The 21,142-nt window shown below is 67.0% G+C and carries 17 protein-coding genes; 5 read left to right on the top strand and 12 right to left on the bottom strand.

Features of this window, described 5'->3' with window-relative positions; all coding sequences use genetic code 11:
- Positions 1-19: 19 nt before the first annotated feature.
- The 3 genes from BDI24065_RS00990 to BDI24065_RS00980 form a co-directional block, all read right to left on the bottom strand.
- Complete coding sequence (locus tag BDI24065_RS00990) at positions 20-553, bottom strand: DUF5943 domain-containing protein (RefSeq protein WP_006488993.1); 534 nt, start codon at positions 551-553, stop codon at positions 20-22.
- A 139-nt stretch (positions 554-692) separates the two neighbouring features.
- Entirely contained in the window at positions 693-1,664 is a 972-nt protein-coding gene (locus BDI24065_RS00985) for a dipeptidase (RefSeq protein ID WP_021160631.1), read from the bottom strand.
- Between the two features lie 31 nt (positions 1,665-1,695).
- Positions 1,696-2,970 carry a serine hydroxymethyltransferase gene (locus tag BDI24065_RS00980; RefSeq protein WP_175029598.1) on the bottom strand — a complete coding sequence of 425 codons (1,275 nt, stop codon included), beginning with the start codon at positions 2,968-2,970 and terminating at the stop codon, positions 1,696-1,698.
- Positions 2,971-3,326: 356 nt separating this feature from the next.
- Between BDI24065_RS00980 and BDI24065_RS00975 the strand changes: the two genes are divergently transcribed.
- Positions 3,327-4,442 (top strand): GlxA family transcriptional regulator, encoded by a 1,116-nt coding sequence (locus tag BDI24065_RS00975; RefSeq protein WP_175029597.1) that lies wholly within the window; start codon positions 3,327-3,329, stop codon positions 4,440-4,442.
- 58 nt (positions 4,443-4,500) lie between these two features.
- Here BDI24065_RS00975 and BDI24065_RS00970 read toward each other — a convergent pair whose 3' ends face one another.
- Entirely contained in the window at positions 4,501-5,913 is a 1,413-nt protein-coding gene (locus BDI24065_RS00970) for a discoidin domain-containing protein (RefSeq protein ID WP_175029596.1), read from the bottom strand.
- Between the two features lie 276 nt (positions 5,914-6,189).
- On the opposite strand from BDI24065_RS00970, the gene BDI24065_RS00965 reads away from it, so the two are divergent.
- The 3 genes from BDI24065_RS00965 to BDI24065_RS00955 all read left to right on the top strand — a co-directional run bounded on the left by BDI24065_RS00965 (position 6,190) and on the right by BDI24065_RS00955 (position 9,771).
- Entirely contained in the window at positions 6,190-7,611 is a 1,422-nt protein-coding gene (locus BDI24065_RS00965) for a PLP-dependent aminotransferase family protein (RefSeq protein WP_175029595.1), read from the top strand.
- A gap of 266 nt (positions 7,612-7,877) precedes the next feature.
- The gene (locus tag BDI24065_RS00960; protein ID WP_175029594.1) at positions 7,878-8,636 is read left to right on the top strand and encodes a hypothetical protein; all 759 of its coding nucleotides are present in this window, start codon (positions 7,878-7,880) and stop codon (positions 8,634-8,636) included.
- Between the two features lie 112 nt (positions 8,637-8,748).
- The gene (locus BDI24065_RS00955) at positions 8,749-9,771 is read left to right on the top strand and encodes a class I fructose-bisphosphate aldolase (protein WP_175029593.1); all 1,023 of its coding nucleotides are present in this window, start codon (positions 8,749-8,751) and stop codon (positions 9,769-9,771) included.
- Between the two features lie 155 nt (positions 9,772-9,926).
- On the opposite strand, the gene fdhA is transcribed toward BDI24065_RS00955, so the two are convergent.
- The 8 genes from fdhA to BDI24065_RS00915 all read right to left on the bottom strand — a co-directional run bounded on the left by fdhA (position 9,927) and on the right by BDI24065_RS00915 (position 19,836).
- Entirely contained in the window at positions 9,927-11,123 is a 1,197-nt protein-coding gene (fdhA, locus tag BDI24065_RS00950; RefSeq protein WP_175029592.1) for a formaldehyde dehydrogenase, glutathione-independent, read from the bottom strand.
- A 276-nt stretch (positions 11,124-11,399) separates the two neighbouring features.
- On the bottom strand, positions 11,400-12,590 hold the full coding sequence (locus BDI24065_RS00945) for an HlyD family secretion protein (RefSeq protein WP_175029591.1): 1,191 nt from the start codon (positions 12,588-12,590) through the stop codon (positions 11,400-11,402).
- Positions 12,590-14,446 (bottom strand): efflux transporter outer membrane subunit, encoded by a 1,857-nt coding sequence (locus tag BDI24065_RS00940; RefSeq protein WP_175029590.1) that lies wholly within the window; start codon positions 14,444-14,446, stop codon positions 12,590-12,592. Before BDI24065_RS00940 ends, BDI24065_RS00945 begins: the two co-directional genes overlap by 1 nt.
- A gap of 8 nt (positions 14,447-14,454) precedes the next feature.
- On the bottom strand, positions 14,455-15,393 hold the full coding sequence (locus BDI24065_RS00935; protein ID WP_175029589.1) for a glycosyltransferase family 2 protein: 939 nt from the start codon (positions 15,391-15,393) through the stop codon (positions 14,455-14,457).
- A 10-nt stretch (positions 15,394-15,403) separates the two neighbouring features.
- Positions 15,404-16,999 (bottom strand): DHA2 family efflux MFS transporter permease subunit, encoded by a 1,596-nt coding sequence (locus BDI24065_RS00930; RefSeq protein WP_175029588.1) that lies wholly within the window; start codon positions 16,997-16,999, stop codon positions 15,404-15,406.
- A complete protein-coding gene (locus BDI24065_RS00925; protein ID WP_175029587.1) occupies positions 16,996-18,279 on the bottom strand; it encodes a glycosyltransferase in 1,284 nt (427 codons plus the stop codon). The genes BDI24065_RS00930 and BDI24065_RS00925 overlap by 4 nt, the downstream gene beginning before the upstream one ends.
- Positions 18,280-18,296: 17 nt before the next feature.
- Positions 18,297-18,866, bottom strand: a complete 570-nt coding sequence (locus BDI24065_RS00920; protein WP_175029586.1) for a methyltransferase family protein — start codon at positions 18,864-18,866, stop codon at positions 18,297-18,299.
- A 67-nt stretch (positions 18,867-18,933) separates the two neighbouring features.
- Positions 18,934-19,836, bottom strand: a complete 903-nt coding sequence (locus tag BDI24065_RS00915) for an alpha/beta fold hydrolase (RefSeq protein WP_175029585.1) — start codon at positions 19,834-19,836, stop codon at positions 18,934-18,936.
- A gap of 720 nt (positions 19,837-20,556) precedes the next feature.
- Between BDI24065_RS00915 and betI the strand changes: the two genes are divergently transcribed.
- A complete protein-coding gene (gene betI, locus BDI24065_RS00910) occupies positions 20,557-21,141 on the top strand; it encodes a transcriptional regulator BetI (RefSeq protein WP_059525173.1) in 585 nt (194 codons plus the stop codon).
- Position 21,142 lies beyond the last annotated feature (1 nt).

Raw genomic sequence — 21,142 nt, 5'->3', positions numbered from 1 at the left:
GAATCAGTGCGTCAGGGCATCAGTGCGCGATCGGCGACACTTCGAAAACGCAGTGGTCGTGATGCTCGGCCGCGCACTGCACTTCCTTGGATTGCGCACGCGGCGCGCCCTTGCCTTCCGGCGTCGTATCGTTGACCCAGTCCATCGCGCCGGCGAACCAGCCCGCGAACATGTAGCAGAGCTTGCCTTCCTTGCCCGGCTGCTGGAGCACGAACGACGAGTGGCGCAGCTCGATCTTTGCGCGCGCGCTGGCCGGATCGGCCTCGATGATCGAGAACAGGCCCCAGCCGCGCTGCGACAGGCGCTTCAGATAGTGCTCGAACACGGCCATGCCGGTCAGGCCGTGCAGCTTCGCTTCCTTGTCGCACCAGTGGTACGCGGACTTGTAGCCTGCCTTGTAGAGGATCTCGGCATACGCTTCGACGCCGAGCGCTTCCTCGACGGCGACGTGGTTGTTCGTGAAGAAGTGACGCGGCACGTACAGCATCGGCAGCGCGTCGGTGGTCCAGACGCCGGTATCGGGATCGACGTTGATCGGCAGTTGCGGTTGCATCGTGTGACTCCGTGAGGAAAGTGGCCGCGCGGCTCAGTGCGCAGGCGCGACATCGTCCGCGTGCCCGCGCGGCTTGCGCGGGCACGTCCCGATTTCTTTTAATGTTGAATCGCTGGCGGCGGTTCGGCGGTCGCGGCGCTTACGCGCCCCACACGTCCTTGAACACGCGCACCCAGTTCTCGCCCATGATCTTGCGGATACGCGACTCCTTCCAGCCGTGGCGTTCCATCGCGGCCGTCAGGTTCGGGAATTCGCCGATCGTGCGGATGCCGTCCGGGTTGATCACCTTGCCGAAGTTCGTCAGCTGGCGATAGCGGCCCTTGTCATGCGTCAGCATGTCGAAGAACTCCTTCGCGTAATCCTGCGTGAAATCCGTGCCGATGCCGACCGCGTCTTCGCCGATCAGGTTCACGACGTAGTCGATCGCCTCGATGTAGTCGTCGATGTTCGCTTCGATCCCGCGCTTCAGGAACGGCGCGAACATCGTCACGCCGACGAAGCCGCCGGCGTCGGCGATCTCCTTCAGCTGTTCGTCGCTCTTGTTGCGCGGATGCTCCTTCAGGCCCGACGGCAGGCAGTGCGAGTAGCACACCGGCTTCTTCGAGAACGCGATCGCTTCCGACGACGTGTTGCCGCCCACATGCGACAGGTCGACCATGATGCCGACGCGGTTCATCTCGGTGATCACTTCGCGGCCGAAGTCCGACAGGCCGCCGTCACGCTCGTAGCAGCCGGTGCCGACCAGGTTCTGCGTGTTGTAGCAGAGCTGCACGACGCGCACGCCCATGTCGGCGAATGCCTCGATGTAGCCGATGTTGTCCTCGAACGCATGCGCGTTCTGGAAGCCGAGGATCACGCCGGTCTTGTCTTCCTTCTTCGCGCGGAAGATGTCTTCCGTCGTGCGCACCAGCGTCAGCAGCTCGCTGTTGTCGCGGATCTTCTTCTTCATCACGCCGATGTTGTCGACGGTCTTGGTGAAGTTCTCCCACACCGACACCGTGCAGTTCGCGGCGGTGATGCCGCCACGGCGCATGTCTTCGAACACCGGCTTCTCGAACTTCGAGATGTTCAGCCCGTCGATGATGATGCTGTCTTGATGCAGCGTGCTCATGTGTTGCTCCAGTATTGTCGGGACAGTGGGATCAATAGATCGGGAAGCGTTCGCACAACGCGAAGATCTCGCGGCGCACGCGCTGTTCGGTCGCGTGGTCGCCTTCCGGGTTCGCGCGCAGCGCGTCGAACACTTCGAGGATCAGGCGGCCCACCTCGCGGAATTCCGCGACGCCGAAGCCGCGCGTCGTGCCGGCCGGCGTGCCGAGGCGGATGCCCGACGTGACGGTCGGCTTCTCGGTGTCGAACGGGATGCCGTTCTTGTTGCAGGTAATGCCCGCGCGCTCCAGCGCCTGTTCGACCGGCGCGCCCTTCAGGCCCTTCGGGCGCAGGTCGACCAGCAGCAGGTGGTTGTCGGTGCCGCCCGTGACGAGATCGACGCCGCCGGCCTTCAGCACTTCGCCGAGCGCCTGCGCGTTCGCGAGCACATTGTCGATATAGGTCTTGAAGTCCGCCTGCAGCACTTCGCCGAACGCGACGGCCTTGCCGGCGATCACGTGCATCAGCGGGCCGCCTTGCAGGCCGGGGAACACGGCCGAGTTGATCTTCTTCGCGATCTCCTCGTCGTTGGTCAGTACGAAGCCGCCGCGCGGGCCGCGCAGCGTCTTGTGGGTGGTCGACGTGACGACGTGCGCATGCTCGACCGGGTTCGCGTGGCGGCCCGCGGCGATCACGCCGGCGATGTGCGCCATGTCGACCATCAGCTTCGCGCCGACGCTGTCGGCGATCGCACGGAAGCGCGCGAAGTCGAGCGCACGCGGGTACGCCGAGAAGCCGGCGATGATCAGGTTCGGCTTGTGCTGCTGGGCGAGTTCCTCGACCTGGTCGTAGTCGATCAGCATCGTGTCGCGGTTCACGCCGTACTGCACGGCGTTGAACCACTTGCCCGACAGCGCCGGCTTCGCGCCGTGCGTCAGGTGGCCGCCGGCGTCCAGCGACATGCCGAGCACCGTGTCGCCCGGCTTGGCCAGCGCGAGCATCACCGAGCCGTTCGCCTGCGCGCCCGAGTGCGGCTGTACGTTCGCATAGCCGGCGTTGAAGATCTTCTTCACACGCTCGATTGCCAGCGCCTCGACTTCATCCGCGAACTCGCAGCCACCGTAGTAGCGCTTGCCGGGATAGCCTTCCGCGTACTTGTTGGTCAGCACCGAGCCCTGCGCCTCGAGCACGGCACGCGACACGATGTTTTCCGACGCGATCAGCTCGACCTGCGACTGCTGACGCTCGAGTTCCTTCAGGATGGCGCTGCGCACCGGCGCGTCGCGCTCGGCCAGGGGCTGCGAGAAGAAAGGCTGGGTGTTCGACATAGTGCGTCCGTGACGAAGAATAAGGGGCTGAAACCGAAGCTCAAGGCCCGCCCTGCCTGGGTTTCCCGCTCGTCCCGTACAAGGCTGCCGACGGCTCTATTCTTGTCGTTCGGATTTTCGGCGGATTGATGAATTTAGACGCGTTCTTTGCCTTTTCCGCCATCCGCGTCCGTTTTATACAAGTGACCGGTCGTGCTTTTTCGGATGACCAAGCAAACCGCCTCCGGCAGTTCACCTATGAACAGGCACGCCGGCGGTGCGATTGCCGCCCGGTCGGGGTGCAACGCGTCCCGAATACGGTGCAGTGCAGCATGCCGCTTTCGGCCAGACAACGTATGGATCTAGGGTTTAGCCGTATGGCACGCTTGTTGCGCTGGCTCACACAATGTCGCAGCCCGTCCGTGCCCCCGGGCGTAAAGCTATTAGAGATTCAAGGAACACCCCCCATGTCGCCCGACCGCACAGCGTCGCTGTCCCACTTCGCGTTCATGCCGTTACCGAACTTCACGATGATCGCGTTCACCAATGCGATCGAGGTGCTTCGGATGGCGAACTACCTGAGCGGCCAGCCGCTCTACCGCTGGTCGGTCATCAGCCCGGACGGCGGCCCGGTCACCGCGAGCAACGGCCTGACGGTCGACACCGGCCCGGCCGAATGCGTGGGGCAACCGGACATCGTATTCGTGTGCGGCGGCGTCGACGTGCAGCGCGCGACCACGCCCGCCCATCTGTCGACGCTACGCCGCTTCGCGCGCTCGGGCATCCCGCTCGGCAGCCTGTGCACGGGCACCTATGCACTCGCGAAGTCGGGGCTGCTTGCGGGCTACGCGTGTGCGATCCACTGGGAGAACATGTCGGCGCTGAAGGAAGAGTTTCCGGACACGCGCTTCCTGAAGGAACTGTTCGTGATCGACCGCGACCGCATCACGTGCACGGGCGGCGTCGCGCCGCTCGACATGATGCTGAACCTGATCGCCGCGCGCGTGGGCACCGCGCGCGTCACGCAGATCGCCGAGCAGTTCATCGTCGAACACGTGCGCGACACGAGCGCACAGCAACGCATGCCGCTCGTCGCACGCCTCGGCTCCGCGAACAAGTCGCTGTTCGAAGTGATCTCGCTGATGGAGAACAACATCGAGGAGCCGCTGTCGCGCGAGGAACTCGCGCGGCTCGCGAACATGTCGCAGCGGCAACTGCAGCGCCTGTTCCGCGAACACCTCGGGATGACGCCGACGCACTACTACCTGACGCTGCGGCTGCGCCGCGCGCGCGAACTGCTGCTGCAGACCGACATGTCGATCATGCACATCACGATGGCGTGCGGCTTCCAGTCGGCGTGCCATTTCAGCAAGAGCTATCGCGATGCGTTCGGCGTCGCGCCGACCCGCGAGCGCCGCAAGCAGGTCGCGCCGCTTGCACAGGGTGCGGCGAGCGCCAGCCCGGCATTCCCTGCGCATGTGCTGCACGCGTAATCCGCACCGCCACTGACGCATGAAAAAAGCGGCCTTGAAGGCCGCTTTTTCTTTGCGCTTACGATCCCCACACCTGCATTTCGTCGAGCGAGTAACCCCACTGCGTCGCGCGCTTCGTGCCGTACATCCGCACGTAGCGGCCATGCCCGTTCAGGTTCGGCAGCGTCACGTGGCCATACGACACGCCGTTGTTCGTCGAGTAGATCGTCGTCCAGTTCACGTTGTCGTTCGACGTCTGGATCTGGTACACGAGTGCGCCCGCATCCCAGTAGAGATCGATGCTGTTGATCGTCTTCGTCGCACCGAGATCCACGGAGATCCATTGCGGATCGACGCCCGCACCTTCCGGCGAATCCCAGCGCGTGCTCGTGGTGTTGCCGTCGAACGCCTTGTCGGGCGTGAGCGACGCGTTGTAGCTCGCCGATGCGGCAGCCGGGTGGCCTTGCGACAGCAGCGTGATCTGGTTCGCCGCCGGGCCGCCGTAGTAGCTCGACCCGAGCTTGGCCTTCGTCGTGTCGGCGTTCACGCCGAACGGCGACAGGCTCCAGCGCTGGCCGGTCGTCACGTCGCCCACGTAGAGCTGGTAGCCGCCCGCCGTCGTCGACGAGAAGAACAGGTAGTTCGTGCCGCTCACCGGCGCGGGGTCGGAGTTGTTGCTGATGCAGTCGTTGAGCGCCAACTGATTCGGCGTCGATGCCGGGTCCGCGGTCTTCGAGTAGATCTGGTCGAGCTGGCTCGTGTCCTTCCAGCGCGCGTAGAACACCGTGCCGTCCGCACGCACGATCGGATAGTAGGTCTGCAGGCCCGCCGGATTATCGAACACGGCCGTGGCGCCGGTCGCGAGCGTGCGCTTCATCAGGCCCATGTTCGCGCCGGTGCCGCTCGCGTAGTAGACGGCGCTCGCGTCCGGCGCGAGGAACGGCATCGAGTACTCGGCGCCGGCCGGCGCATTGGTCAGGCTCACGACCGACGTGAACACCGGGCCCGCGCTCGTGTACGACAGCGTGGCCTGCTTGACGTCGCCGTTCTGCTTGAACACGAGGGTCTTGCCGTCCGCGCTGAATTTCGGATCCTCGTTGCGGGTGGCGCCCGTGCTGTTCGTCATGTTGATCGGCGCATTGCTGGTGCCGAGCTGAACCATGAACACGTTCCATGCGTTGTTCTTGATGCCCATGAACGCAAGCCACTTGCCGTCGGGGCTGAACACGCCGTTCATCGGATCGGTGATGCCCCACGTGCTCTTGCTCAGTTGCGTCAGCGTATGGGCCGAGAAGTCGTAGAGGAACAGCTGGCTCGTGCCATCGCCGTACTTGACGTAGCTGTGATAGACGAGCTTGCCGGTCAGTGCGGCGGGAAACGTCGTGTTCGGTTGGGCGGCGGGATCGCTGATGCAGGCGGCCTGCGCGGCGCCGCCGAACAGGTTGAGGGCGAGGCCGGCCACGAGGCCCGCGACGAGAGTGTTCGTTTTCACGCTGAAGGTTTCCGGTTAGGGTCATGACACCGTTGACTAGACCTCGCACGCACCGGCGCACGGGCCACGGATCAGCCGGCGGACAGCGTGAATTCCGTATCGGTCAATGTCGGGAACAGAGATTGCTCGAGCGGCGAAAGCATGCCAGCGAGTCGCGCCGAAAAACAGGATCAGAGCCCGTGAAAAACATGCGGATCACGGGATAACGAGGCCTGTCGCGCAGCGCGCGCCGTGCTACTCTTTTTTCGGCACAAAGCTGCTCGACTTGAGGCACGCATGAAGCGTTATGCGATGCTCGCCCGGACGATTTCCGAGTCGATCCGGCGTGGAGATCTGGCCCCCGGTACGCGCATCCCCACCGTGCGTGCCGCGTGCCGCGCATATGGCGTGAGCCCGTCCACCGTGTTTCGCGCGTACTACGCGCTCGAAAGCGAGGGTCTGATCGTCGCGCGTGCACGGTCCGGATATTTCGTTGCGAACCTCGAAGACAAACACCTTCGATTCGCCCACGATCCGCCGCGCAAGCCGGTCGCCGCACCCACCGGTGACGACGACACGCTGTCGCGCCTGCTCGATTCGCTCAAATACGACGACGTCGTTCCACTCGGCTCCGCATTCGCCAGCTATTCGCTGTTCCCGATGAGCAGCCTGTGGCGCTACGTTGCGTCGGCGGCGCGCAGCATGGACCGCACGAAACTGCTCTCGGGATTGCCGCCCGGCTACGACGCGCTGCGCCGCCAGATTGCGTTGCGCTACCTGAACGCGGGGGCGGCGCTGCCGATGGACGAGATCGTCATCACGACCGGTGCGCTCGAAGCGCTGACGCTGAGCCTGCAGGCGCTCACGCGCCCCGGCGACATCGTCGCGATCGAACGGCCCGCGTTCCATGCGGTGCTGCATGCCGTGCAGCGCCTGCACCTGAAGGCCGTCGAGATTCCGGTCGACCCGCGCACGGGCCTCGACCTCGACGCGCTCGCGCAGGCACTCGACACGCATCCGGTGCGCGCGTGCTGGTTCATGACGTCGTTCCACAACCCGACCGGCGCGACACTGACCGACGAGCGCAAGCGCGCGCTGATCGAACTGCTCGCGGCACGCAACGTGCCGTTGATCGAGGACGACGTCTATGGCGAGCTGCATTTCGGCACGGCACCCACGCGCCCCGCCAAGCTGTATGACGACAGCGGTCTCGTCCTGCATTGCGGTTCGTTCTCGAAATGCCTCGCGCCCGGGTTCCGGATCGGCTGGGTCGCGGCCGGTCGCTACGTGCGGCAGATCCGCCAGGCGAAAGGCGCGAGCGCGCCGGCGGCCGACGTGCCCGCGCAGATGGCGATTTCGAGCTACTTGCGTGACGGCGCGTACGACCGCTTCCTGCGCAAGCTGCGCCGCAATCTTGCCGCGCACCAGGCGCAGATGCTCGCCGCCGTGCGCGCGTATTTTCCGGCCGGCACCGAAGTATTCGCGCCACGCGGCGGGTATTTCCTGTGGATCGAGCTGCCGCCGCGCGTGGATGCGATGCACCTGTTCGGCGATGCGATGGAAAGCGGCGTCAGCATCGCGCCGGGGCCGATCTTTTCCGCGACCGGCGGATTCCGCCGCTATCTTCGGCTCAATTACGGCCGGCCGTGGACACCGGCCGTCGAGCACGCGATGGAGACCATCGGCACGCTCGCGGCCCGGCAGCGAGCGGACGGTTAGCGCAGCACCGACGAATCGCGACGGCCCGCATGCGCCTTGCGTTTCACGCGCCGGCGACCAAGAATGAAGCGGTAGGCAACCGCGAACGAACGTGTTCCGCACACCCGACGTCACGGAGAATCGGATGAGCACTGCATGCGAACGACAGTCGACGACGCACGCTCCCCCGCATCGCGGCACGGGCCGGTCGGCTGCCTTGCAGGAAAGGTTCATGACGACCGGCGAACCACGTTCGCCTCGTTGACGGCACCCGCCCGCTTCCAGCGATGCGAGTCCTGCCCAACCGGACAAGCCGCGCGCGCGACGACTGGCGCGCGATCCTGAACGCGCGTGCCGAAGCGCGGCGCACCGCCAGCTTCCGCTGCAGGGAGTGCGGCTTCGTGGCCTTCCGCGCGCTCGAGCACTGCCCCGTCTGCGGCCAGTGGAACTGGCCGTTCGATCCGATCGGCCTTGAATCGAACGACACGCATGCTCCGCACTCCTTTCACACGTGGTCGTCGCGCATCGCGCGCGCGCTTCGCAACGCGGCGTTCCGGCGGCCACGCGCATCGAGCGCGCCGATCCTGAGCATCCTGACGCTCGTGCTGCTGGTCGGCGGCTATGTGGTGGTCGACCGGACCTGCAAGGCCGATCCGGTCTGTCGCGGTTCGAATGGTTCGAATGATTCGGGCGTGACGGCGAGCCATGCCGCCCTGTACGCGTCGAACGATCCCGTGCTGCCGGTCTTGCCGGCACCCGTCTATCCGTTTCATTCGACTGACGGAACGCAAGTGGCCACCGCTCGACACGGTAGCCCCGATGCCGGCGAATCCGCTGGCCGGACTGCAGTCGCGCAAGCAGCGCCGGCCATGCGCGCCCGTGACCGGTCGCACGCCGCCGCCACGGTTCGCCTGGCGGACTGGAAAGGCAGTCGCAGTGCTGGGCATCGCTCACACGCCATCCACCGCGTCAGCATGCACACCGCGCATGTGCGCCGCGCCGCCACCAGCAGTACGCAAATCGCGCAGCTCTATCGCGGCCACTGAGCGCGCAGGCGCAACCCGGCCGCTCGCGACCGTCGATTCATGGAAGGCGGCGTAACGAAGTGAACAGCGAGCGGCCGGCACGGCCGCGTGGCGGTTTCAGAGGAGGAATTCCATGAGCACCGAGAGCGCACTCCAGGCAACGATCCAGGCACTCGTCCAGGATGGCAAAGGCTTGCTGGCGGCCGATGAAAGCGGGCCGACCATCGCGAAGCGCTTCAAGACGATCGCGGTCGAATCGACCGAAGAGAACCGCCGCGCATGGCGCACCCTGTTGCTGTCGACGCCCGGCCTCGGTGAATTCGTCAGCGGCGTGATCCTGTATGAAGAGACGCTCGGGCAATGTGCGGACGATGGCACGCCGTTGCCCGAACTCGCCGCTCGCCAGCAGATCGTGCCCGGCATCAAGGTCGACGCGGGCAAGATTCCGCTCGCGCTCGCGCCCGGCGACGAAATCACGCAAGGGCTCGACGGGCTTGCGGCGCGCCTCGACGGCTACCGGCGGCAAGGCGCGCGGTTCGCGAAATGGCGCGCGGTGTACAACGTGTCCGCCACGCTGCCGGGCCATGCGGCGATCGAAGCAAACGCGGAAGCGCTGGCGCGCTATGCGGCGATCTGCCAGGAGGCCGGCGTCGTGCCGATCGTCGAGCCGGAAGTGCTGATGGACGGCGATCATTCGATCGGCCGCTGCGCGCAAGTGACCGACGCCGTGCTGCACGCCGTGTTCGACGCGCTGCACCGGCACCGGGTCGTGCTGGCGCACATGTTGCTCAAGCCGAGCATGGTCGTCGCGGGCAGCATGCACACCGCACAGCCGGCCCCCGCCGAAGTCGCGGAGGCGACGGTGCGCCTGTTGCGCAGCACCGTGCCGGCCGAAGTGCCCGGCATCTTCTTCCTGTCCGGCGGACAGACGCCCGAGGAAGCGACGGCGCATCTGGACGCGATGAATCGCATTGCCGGGCGGCCTTGGCTGCTGAGCTTTTCCTATGGACGCGCGCTGCAGGAGCCGCCGCTGGCCGCGTGGAAGGGACAGGCGGCCAACGTCCGCGCCGCGCAGGATGCGCTGCTGCTGCGCGCACGCCTGAACGGTGCGGCCTGCCGCGGCCAGTACGACGCCGCGATGGAGCGCACCGCGTGAACGGAGCCGGGCGAATGTCGCCCGGTTGATCGTTCACGCGTGCGCTTCTCGCCCGGCTCGATCGCGGGCACTGAGCGCGCGCGTCCCGAACGCACAAAGGGCCGAGGCGCTTGAACGCCCCGGCCCCTTCGATTACCGCGTGGTGGTCAGTCGCGTTATGCCGCCAGCAACCCGTGCGGGTCGATGACGAATTTGCGCGGCGCGCCGCCGTCGAACTTCTTGTAGCCTTCCGGCGCCTGGTCGAGCGAGATCACTTCGACGTTGACGATCTTCGCGATCGGCAGCCGGTCGAACAGGATCGCCTGCATCAGGTTGCGGTTGTACTTCAGCACCGGCGTCTGGCCCGTGAAGAACGAGTGCGACTTCGCCCAGCCGAGGCCGAAGCGGATGCTCAGGCTGCCGTGCTGCGCGGCCTTATCCTTCGCGCCCGGATCGTCCGTCACGTACAGGCCCGGGATGCCGATCGCGCCGGCCGGCCGCGTGATTTCCATCAGCGAGTTCAGCACCGTCGCGGGCGCTTCCTCCGAATGGCCCGACGAGCCGTGGCCGTGTGCCTCGAAGCCGACGCAGTCGACCGCGCAGTCGATCTCGGGCACGCCGAGAATCTGCTCGATCTGCTCGCCGAGCGATGCATCCTTAGACAGGTCGACCGTCTCGAAGCCCATCGCCTTCGCGTGCGCAAGGCGCTCCGCGTTCATGTCGCCGACGATCGTCACGGCCGCGCCGAGCAGGCGCGCCGATGCGGCCGCCGCCATCCCGACCGGGCCCGCGCCCGCGATATACACCGTCGAGCCCGGCTTCACGCCCGCGCTCACCGCGCCGTGATAGCCGGTCGGCAGAATGTCGGACAGGCAGGTCAGGTCGCGGATCTTCGCCATCGCCTGATCGCGATCGGGGAATTTCAGCAGGTTGAAATCCGCATAAGGCACGAGCACGTACTCGGCCTGGCCGCCGATCCAGCCGCCCATGTCGACGTAGCCGTACGCGCCGCCGGCGCGCGACGGGTTCACGTTCAGGCACACGCCCGTATGCGTGTCCTTGCACATCGCGCAGCGGCCGCACGCCACGTTGAACGGCACCGACACGAGATCGCCGAGCTTCAGCGTCTCGACGTCGCGGCCGATCTCGACCACTTCGCCCGTGATCTCGTGACCGAGCACGAGGCCGACCGGCGCGGTCGTGCGGCCACGCACCATGTGCTGGTCGGAGCCGCAGATGTTCGTGCTGACCACTTTCAGGATCACGCCGTGGCCGATTGCACGGCCGGTCGGATCGACCATCTTCGGATAATCGATTTTCTGGACTTCGACCTGGCCCGGCCCAAGATAGACGACACCTCGATTGCTGCTCATCGTATTGTCTCCATGTCTCGTTGGATGGCGCCGCGGCGCGCCGGCCCATGCGGCGCACGCGCAACGTGCTGTTCGAGAGTAGTCCCGGAGGCAGGGGCGCCGATGTCTCAAACGCGACACGTGTTTGATCGGCGCCGACATCGATGGCGGAAATACGAAAGTCGGGCGGGAAACGACGGGAAGGTTTGGCGCGCGGCGTGACGCGCCGGGAGGCACCGGGAAGCGCAGGACGGCGGGCCGGTCCTGGCGACCGGCCGCCCCTCTCCTGGGCAGGCGTTACCCGCCCTGATTTTCGCGGATGATCGCGGCGGCGGCGGTTTCCGCGTCGCTCGCGACGCCGTCGTGCACGCGCGTGCTGACGGCCGGCGTCGGCGGCTCGCTGTCGAGCGCGTGGCCGTTGCGGTCGTGCGTGTCGACCGTCGCGCGCATCGACAGCCCGACGCGCAGCGGATGCGCGGCGAGATCGCGCGGATCGAGCGCGATCACGACCGGCACGCGCTGCACGACCTTGATCCAGTTGCCGGCCGCGTTCTGCGACGGCAGCATCGAGAACGCGCTGCCCGTACCCGCCGAGAAGCCCTGCACGCGGCCGCGGTAGGTCACGCGCGAGCCATACAGATCCGACACGACCTCGACCGGCTGCCCGATGCGCATGTGGCGGATCTGCCCTTCCTTGAAGTTCGCCTCGATCCACAGCTGATTGAGCTGCACGATCGACATCAGCGGCACGCCGGGCCCGACCTGCTGGCCGACCTGCACCGAACGCTGCCCGATCGTGCCGTCGACCGGCGCGACGATCGTCGTGCGCTTCAGGTTCCGGTACGCGAGCTTGAACTGTGCGGCCGCCTGCACGACGGCCGGGCTTTCGTCGACGGGCAGCTTGCTGCCGAGCGCACGCGCCGCGTCGAGTTGCGCCTGCGCGGCCGCGAGATTCGCCTGCGCACCGGCGACCGCCGCGCGCGCACGCGCAAGCTCCTCGGGCGCGACGATCTCGACCGACGCTCCCGAGCGCGCGGCAAGCGCGCGCTGCGCGAGCGACAGGTCGGCACGCCGCGCGTTCACGGCCTCGACGTACATCGTGTTCGAGATCTTCGCGTTCGCGACCTGCCGCACGGCCTGTGCGAGCTGCGCCTTCGCCTGCGCGAACGCGACGGACGCCTCGGTATCGTCGAGCTTCACGAGCGTCTGGCCGGCGCGCACGGCCTGCGTATCGGCGACCACGACGTCGGTCACCGATCCGGGAATCTGCGCGGCGACCTGGACAATGCTGCCGGCGACGTACGCGTCGTCGGTGTCTTCGTAATAGCGATCGCTCAGCAGCCAGTACGCGATCCATGCGAGCCCGGCCACCAGCACGACCGCGAAGAACGCGATGAAGCGCTTGCGGCGCGTCGCGCGGCGCGCGTCGAGCGCCGGGTCGTTCAGGGCGGCCGGCGGCGCGGCGGTATGAAGGTTGTCGTGGTGCATCAGTCGCTTTGCGTAACGATCAGACGATCGTGCTGGAACAGGGGGATCGGCGGCATGAACGACGGGGTCGGCGCCGGATTCGCCGCCGCCGTGTGCGCGAGAACAGGGGTGCTCCGAGGTGTCGTGGCGGCGGCTGGCGTGCCTGCTGCTGTATCGCGCCGTGCGGATCCCGGATTCGATGCAGCGGCGATCGGCGGCGTAGACCCGCTTCCGGCACGTGCATCGGCCGACGGCGCCGCCATCGATCGGCTTACGGTCGGTGCGGCCGCAGCAGCCACGGCAGGCGCTGCCGGCGCGACAGTCGAAGCGCCTCGCTTCGCCCCCCCGCTACGCGCCCGGTGCGCGGCCGGCGCCTGCGCAACCGTCGCGCCCGCGTCGAACCCACCGCCCAGCGCGCCGATCAGCCCGACACGCAGCGTCCGCTGCCGGCCGAGCAACGCGATCATCTGCGCGCGCTCGTCGATCAGCGTGAGATCCGCGACATCCACGTCCTTCTGCATCAGCACGCCGCGCCGGTGACGATCGGTCGCGATCTCCACGATCTTCTGCGCGGCCGCGACCGCGTCCTGCTGCTGCGTGACGAGCGTCTGCGACGTCTGCAGCGACGTGACGATCTGCGCGACCTGCCCGAGCGCGTCGTCGACGGTCTTGTTGTACATCCCGATCGCCACATCCGCCTGCGCGACATCCGCACCGAGCTTCGCCTTCAGCCGGCCGCGATCGAAGATCGGCAGCGAGATCGCCGGGCCGACGGAGCCGGCGAGCGCATCGCGCGAGAACAGCGACGCGGGCGTCAGCGCAAACACGCCGCCGAGCGCGACGAGGTTCACGTCCGGATAGAACTGTGCGCGCGTCGAATCGGCATTCGCGAACGCGGCTTCGACGCGCAAGCGCGCGGCGACGATGTCCGGCCGGCGGCCCAGGAGATCGGCCGGCAGGCGGGCCGGCAGCGCGCCGCCCGCGAACGCGCCGACGCGCGGCCGCTGCAGCGCGAGCCCTCGCTCGGGGCCGCGACCCGACAGCACGCCGAGCTGCAGTTGCGCGAGCTTGATCTGCTCGTCGTTCAGCGCGATCTGCGCGAGCAGCTTGCTGCGCTTGATCGATGCGTCGCTCGCGTCGTATGCGTTGTCGAGCCCGCGCGCGGTGCGCTCGCGCAGCACGGTCGTCACGCGCTGGCTGACCTTCAGTTTCTGCTGCAGCAGTTCCTGCGTCGCATACGCCTGGTCGAGCTGGCAGTACACGGTGACAATCGCGACCGCCAGCGTGAGCCGCACCTGCTCGGCCTCGACCCGCGCCGCTTCACGCAGCGACATCAGGCTCTTCGTCGCGGCGCGGTTCTTGCCCCACAGGTCGAGCTGGTAGGTCAGCCCGACGAACACCGACGACGGCGAGGTGTTCGGATCGCCGAAGATCTCGACCGGTACGCGATAGCCGCTGACCGACACGTTGGCGACGTCGTCGCCCGGCTTCGGCATCCGCGCGCGGCTGACCGTCGCGCCGGCCGTGCCCGTCAGCCCCGTCAACGAATCGAACTGCTGAAGCTGCGCCTGCGCGATCCGCAGCCGCGCCTGCGCGACCTGCAGGTCGGGGTTGTTTTGCGAAGCCTCGGCGACCAGTGCGTCGAGTTGCGGATCCTTCAACTGCTTCACCCAGTCGGGCGCGGGCCACGCGCCGTTCACGCCGGGGCCGGCTGTATGCGCGAGCGCATCGTCGGCCGGCGCGTGCAACGACAGCGACGGCAGGAAGCCCGACGGCACGCATCCACTCAACGCCAGCGACACCGCCGCGGCGACGATCGTCATCGCGCCGCTCTTCAAGCCATGCGGCAGACTCGCCGCTTTATCCACACGCCGCATCGCGCCCCTCATCCCTGCTGAACGCGTTGCGCACGCGCGGCCAGACGCGGCCGCGTGCGTTCGAGCGGACCGAGCCGGCCGAACAGGCCGTCCGCGATGCCGAACAGGATGCCGGCGAGCTTCGCGCGCTTGTCGCGTTCGACGAGCGCGATCTGCACGACCTGCCACACGGTCAGCAGGTTCGGCACGATCGCCACCGGAAAACGCAGCCCGTATTGCATCCCGAGCTGCACCGCATTGCGTGCGCTGTAGTAGCGCCGTTGCCACGAGTGATTCATCGACGTCATTTCAAAAGGGCCGATCGCGTGACGCTGCTTCGCGCCGATCCGGTGCGGCAGCACCAGCGACGGCACGACATAGAGCGGCACGTTGCGCGACAGCGCGCGGAAGCTGTATTCGGTATCGACGTGATCGATGAACAGCGTCTCGTCGAAGCGGCCGAGCACGTCGAACGCGTCGCGCGACACGACGCAGCCCGACGAGATCAGGAACGCGCAGCGCTGCAGCGGCGCGCCCGGCTCGATCCGCAGCCGGCGCAGCCCGATCCCGTTGGTCGACAGTTCGGGCAGGAAGCTGCGCGCGTTCTCGTCGAAGATGCGCGGGCCGGCCAGGAACGCGCGCCGGCCAAGGCCCGCGCAGACATCGCGCATCGCGGGGAAATACGCGGCCGGCACCGACGAATCCTGGTCGAACAGCGCGACGGCATCGATGCGGTCGCGAAACAGCACCGCGAGCCCCGCGTTGTACGCGCCCGCGATTCCGCCGCGATTGCCGTGATGCAGCAGCGCGATGCCTTCGCGCGCGCACAGCTCGCGGGCCCGTGCATCGGGCTGCGGCGTGTTGTCGACGACGAGCAGTGCATCGCACGCGTGCCGCCATGCGCGGAGCGCGTCGAGCTGCGCGTCGCTCGGGTGATACAGGATCACGAGTGCGCCGAGTGTCGTCATGTTGCTCTCCTCAATGCCCGAACGACGCCGCTGCGCCGCGCTTCGGCCGCGTCAGCCACATCATTGCCGCGAGTGCGAGACACGTCATGCTCGCCATCCAGAACATGTCGTTGGTCGCCATCATGTAGGCCTGCTGCATCACGACCTGGTGCAGCGTCGTCAGCTCGCGCACGCCGTCCACGCCCATCGCGTTCAGCGTATGCACGAAGCGCTGCGTGTTCGCCGAGGCATGCGTGACGGATTGCGACACGACGTCGTAGTGATAGGTCGCGCGGTTGTCCCACAGCGTCACGCTCATCGCGGTGCCGAACGCGGCCGACAGCGTGCGCAGGAAGTTCGACAGGCTCGACGCGGCCGCGAGCCGGTCGTCCGGAATGCGCGACAGCGTCGCGGCCGTCAGCGGAATGAAGAAGCACGGCAGCCCGATCCCCTGGATCAGCCCCGGCGCGGCGATCTGCGCGAACGTCATCTTCAGCGTGAATTGCGCATCCCACGCGAGCACGGCCGCGAATACGAGGAAGCCGAAGGTCGCGAGCACGCGCGCGTCGAAGCGATGCGCATGCAGCCCGACGAGGATCGAGAACACCAGCGCGAGCACGCCGAGCGACGCGGTCGCGAGCCCCGCGTGAAACGCGTTGTAGCCCATCACGGCCTGCATCCACAGCGGGAACACGACGCCGACTACCGAGAAGCTCATCATCCCGAGCGATATGATCAGCACGCAGAACGAGAACGTGCGATCGCGGAACAGGCTGAGATCGACAACAGGATGGGCCTCGCCCGCCTCCCAGATCAGCAGCGACACGATCGAGAGCCCCGCGACCACCGCGAGCGTGACGATCAGCGGCGAACCGAACCAGCCGCGATCGTGGCCGAGATCGAGCATCGCCTGCAGCGAGCCGACGCCGATCACGAGCAGCACGATGCCCGGCACGTCGATCGGGCCGGCCTCGCCGCGTTGCGCATCGGGCCGCAGCATCCCGGTGCAGACCACGAACGAGAACAGCCCGATCGGCAAGTTGATCAGGAAGATCCACGGCCACGAGAAGTTGTCGATGATCCAGCCGCCGACCACCGGCCCGAAGATCGGCGCGAGCAGCACCGTCATCGCCCACAGCGCGAGCGCGATCGTGCGTTTGTCAGGCGGGAACGTGCGCAGCAGGATCGTCTGCGACAGCGGCACCATCGGCCCCGAAAACAGCCCCTGCAGTGCACGGCAGATCACGAGCACGTGCAGGTCGCGCGCGAGCCCGCACAGCAGCGACGTCAGCGTGAACAGCAGGATCGCGCCGACGAACAGCCGCAACTCGCCGACACGGCGCGCGAGCCAGCCCGTCAGCGGCACCGCGATCGCGGCCGCGACCGAATACGAGCTGATCACCCACGTGCCCTGGCTGTTCGATACGCCGAGGCTGCCCGAAATCGCCGGCACCGCGACGTTCGTCACGGTCGAGTCGAGCACCTCGATGAAGGTCGCGAGCGACAGCGCAAATGTCAGCAGCGCGAGCCGGACGCCCCGCACCGGCTGCGCGGCCGGCGCGGGCGCCGGCACGTCGAACGCGGACGGCGCGACGGGCCCGTCGTGAAGCGGCGACGCGGTACTCATGCGCCGGCCACCGCGACTTCGGGCCGCGCGGCTGCCCGCCCGCGCGGCGGCACGAACCGTTCGATGAAATCGGCGGCGGCTTCGCAACCGTCCCGCTCGGCCGCCAGCCGTGCGCGTGTGCGCACCGCCTGCGCTGCGAACGCCGGATCACCGAGCACGCGCGCGAGCGCCGCGCCGAGACGCGCACCGTCGATCGGGCCATCGATGCGCACGCCGCAACCGCTCACGGCGACCCGTTGCGCGTTGTCGAACTGGTCGTGCGCGAACGGCGTGACGACCTGCGCGATCCCGGCTTCGAACGCAAGCGCCGCCGTGCCGATCCCGCCGTGATGCACGAGCGCGCGGCAGCGCGGCAGCAGCGTGCGCATCGGCACGAAGCGGCGCACGAGCAAACGGTCGTCGTCCGGTGCCGCGTCGTGCGGCGTCAGCAGGATCCCGCGCGCGCCGGTCGCACGCAGCGCATCCGCCACCGCGCGCGCATAGGCCGCGTGATCGACGCGTGTCGAACCGGCCGTAAACACGACCGGGGGTTCACCGGCCGCGAGAAACGTATCGAGTGCCACATCTTCGTCGGGTGTCGCAATATCGTTGAACAGCGGGAAACCGCTTTGCAGATGATTCGACGGCCAGTCCGGCTGCGGCTGCGCGAACCAGCCCGGAAACAGGCACAGCACGCCGTCGGTCGAATGCAGCCAGCGGCCCAGCACGCGCCGCGCGGGCGCGAGCCCGAGATCGCGGCGCACCGCGTTGAGCGCGGGGCCGCATGCGCGATCGAGCACCTGGCGCTCGATCAGCGTCATCAGCGCCGCCTTCACGGGCAGCGGCCAGCGCGCGGGAATCGTCAGGCGCGGGTGCGTCGGCGGCGCATGCGCGGACAGCAGCGTCGACGGCGACACCTGCACCGACACGTACGGCGTGCCGTGCAGTTCCTGCATGAAGCGCGCGGAAAACGCCCACAGCGTGCCGACGAGCACCGTATCGCCGTCGGTGAGCGCACGCAGCGCGTCGTAATGCGGGCGCAGTGTCGGCGCGATCACCTGCCACAGCGTGCGAAACGACGTGCGCGAATCCCACAGCGCGGGGTTCGCCATCGCGGCCTCGTATTCGGCCGCGGTACCGATCGGCATGAATTCGAAACCGCAACGTCGCACGATCGACTCGAACGGCACATGCGTGCAGAACACGACGTCGTGACCGCGCGCCGCGAGCGTGCGCGCGACGCCGAGCAGCGGATGCACGTCGCCCGCCGAGCCGATCGCGGTCACGATCATCTTCGCCATCGCGCGCCTCGCGGGAATCAGTAGAAGCCGGGAATCAGCGCCGCGACCTCGCGGCGGTACTGCGTGTACGCCGGCCCGAAATACCCGGTCAGCCAGCTCTCCTCGACGCGCACCTTGTACGCGAGCGACGCGAACACGAGCAGCACGCCGATCGCGCCGCGCCATTCGCCGCCGATCAGCGCCGCGCCGACGAGCGCGATCAGGCAGCCGGTATAGATCGGGTGACGCACGAGCCCATACGGCCCCGTGCGGACGAGTTCATGGTCTTCCTTCAGCGTGACCGACACGCTCCAGTTCGTGCCGAGGTGCAGCCGCGCCCACACCGAGAACAGCAGGCCGGCCACCAGCACGGCGAGCCCGCACTGCGCCTGCAGGCCGAAGCGCTGCCAGTCCGGCACGAGCGCCTGCCACGACGGATCGGGCAGGATGATCAGCGCGCCGCCGACGATCAGCGGAATCGACTGCAACGTGCGCGAACGCGACGCTTCCTTGCGCACGGTCGTCTTCGCGCCTTGCGAGGTGGCGATCCAGTAGGCGAGCCACGCGGCCCACGGAACGACGATGGCGATGGTCTGAACGATATTCACGGCTGGCCTGCCTCGTTGGGATGGGAATTCGGGAGCGCCGCGCGGTCCGGACGCACGGCGTGCGGCGTCACGACGACAGCGCGTGCATCGGTGCGGGCACGCACGCCTGCGCGGCGGCGAGCGCGATGCCGGCGGCGAGCGACGACCCGCCGCAGAAAAAGTCGAGCAGCGCCGCACGCGTGTATTCGCGCTGCGCGCGGCCTTCGATGTCGAGGAAGTGGCCGGCGTCCGGCACCGTCGAGAACCGCGCGCGCGGCACGTGCGCGCCGAGCTGGCGCACGTCGGCGGGCGTCGTGTATTCGTCGCGCTCGCCGTTCAGGAACAGCAGCTCGCAGCCGATGTTCGAGAACTCGCTGAAGTAGCGCTCCGGCTGCAGCGACAGGATCTGGTCGACGTGGAATGCGACCTGGTCCTGCTCGTCGCGCGGCAGGCGCGTGAGATACCGGTAGTTGTACAGCTTCATGATGCGCGGCAGGTAGCGGCCGACCGTGTCGTTCAGCAGCTGCGCGGCCTTCAGGTTCTCGCCGGCCGCGATGTGGTCGCGGGCGCGCGTCACGTAGTCGACCATCGCATCGTTCAGGAACGGCGAGAACGAGCAGATCGCCGCGCGCCGCACGCTCGGGCAGCCGCGTGCGAGCGCGAACAGCGATGCGACGCCGCCCCACGACACCGACACGAGGTACGCCGGCGCGAAGTGTTCGACCAGGTGCTGCAGGATCGCGGCTTCGTCGTCCTTCGTCAGGATGAAGCAGCCCGGGTTGTGCTGGCGCGACTGCCCCGCATACGGCAGGTCGAAGCAGATCGTGTTCATCCGCTCGCCGAGATACTGGACGGTCTGCCCGAACGACGCGGTCGTCGCGAGGGCGCCGTTGACGAGCATCGCCGTGTCGAACGCCGGGTCGAACACGTTCCGTTCGACGTAGACCTTCAGACCATTCGGCAGCGGGACCACGTGTTTTTCGGTCAGCATCGTCGTTCTCCGGTGAATGCGGCGTCTCGACGTCGCGGCATGCTGCAGGTGCGCAATGACTGCGCCGGTTTTCGCGCGCAATTCGAATCGCGCTGTTGGCCAATGCACCGCGGCAATACCGGCGGCATCGATTCATTCCTCGTAGTGCGGCGCCATACTAATACGGACAATATTACTGACTCAAGTCATTCCAACGATACCCTCTACTCAAGTGCGAAATGCGTCAGTTTCAAATTATTCCCGCATTTTTTATGGTATGCGGAATGCGCTCGAGGGCGACCGCAATCGTTTGCGGGTTGATGGCCGATCCCCGGAAAATTGACAAACAATCATTTAATATCAATGCGTTATCCCGTTTCATTCGCTTATTTCAAACGAATTTTCGTGAATGAATCGTGACGTCGTTTCGCAGGCCGACTTCCACATTTCATCGAATATCACACGGCTCAATACTCTTTCATTCCGTAATCGCTTCGGCACCTGCAACGATTAACCGGATTGATCTCGCGATTCAGAAAGCGTTTTAAACAAACTCCAGCTTTTTTAATCATCTTTCAATTATTTTTCCGCACCTGCACAACGCGCGATCGGGGGCCTCGCCCACCTGCCGGGCATCCACCGTCACCGTCAGACCCCGAATTTTTGTTGATTGAACGATCAATAAAAAACCGCTAAGCTCTCGACTTCCATGGACGGCCCGTCCGGGCGAAGGGAGTCGCGATGCCGAAAGTCGGAATGCGGGAAATTCGCCGCGCACAGTTGATCGACGCCACGCTGCGGTCGATCGACGAGGCGGGCCTGCCCGGCACGACGCTCGCATCGGTCGCGCAGCGCGCGAACATCTCGACGGGTATCGTCAGCCACTACTTCGGCGACAAGGACGGCCTGCTCGAAGCGACGATGCGGCACGTGCTGCGCGACCTGTGGTCGGCCACCACGCGCCGCCGCGCGGCGGCACGCAAGGATCCGCGTTCGCGGCTGCGCGCGATCGTCGCCGCGAACTTCGACGACACGCAGGTCAGCGCGCCCGTGATGAAGACGTGGCTCGCATTCTGGTCGCAGAGCATGCACGACCCGATGCTCAAGCGCCTGCAGCACGTCAACACGCGGCGCCTCCATTCGAACCTGTGCGCCGAATTTGCAAAGGCGTTGCCGCGCACCCAAGCGCGCGAAGCCGCCAGCGGCCTCGCCGCGCTGATCGACGGCCTGTGGCTGCGCGGCGCACTGGCCGGCGGCCCGATCGACACCCGGGCTGCATTGAAGCTCGCCCACGATTACATCGACCTGCTGCTCGCGTCCGACTGAC

It is taken from the genome of Burkholderia lata (assembly GCF_902499025.1).
GTDB classification, from domain to species: Bacteria; Pseudomonadota; Gammaproteobacteria; order Burkholderiales; family Burkholderiaceae; genus Burkholderia; species Burkholderia lata_C.
This window is presented reverse-complemented; position numbering and strand designations above follow the sequence as displayed.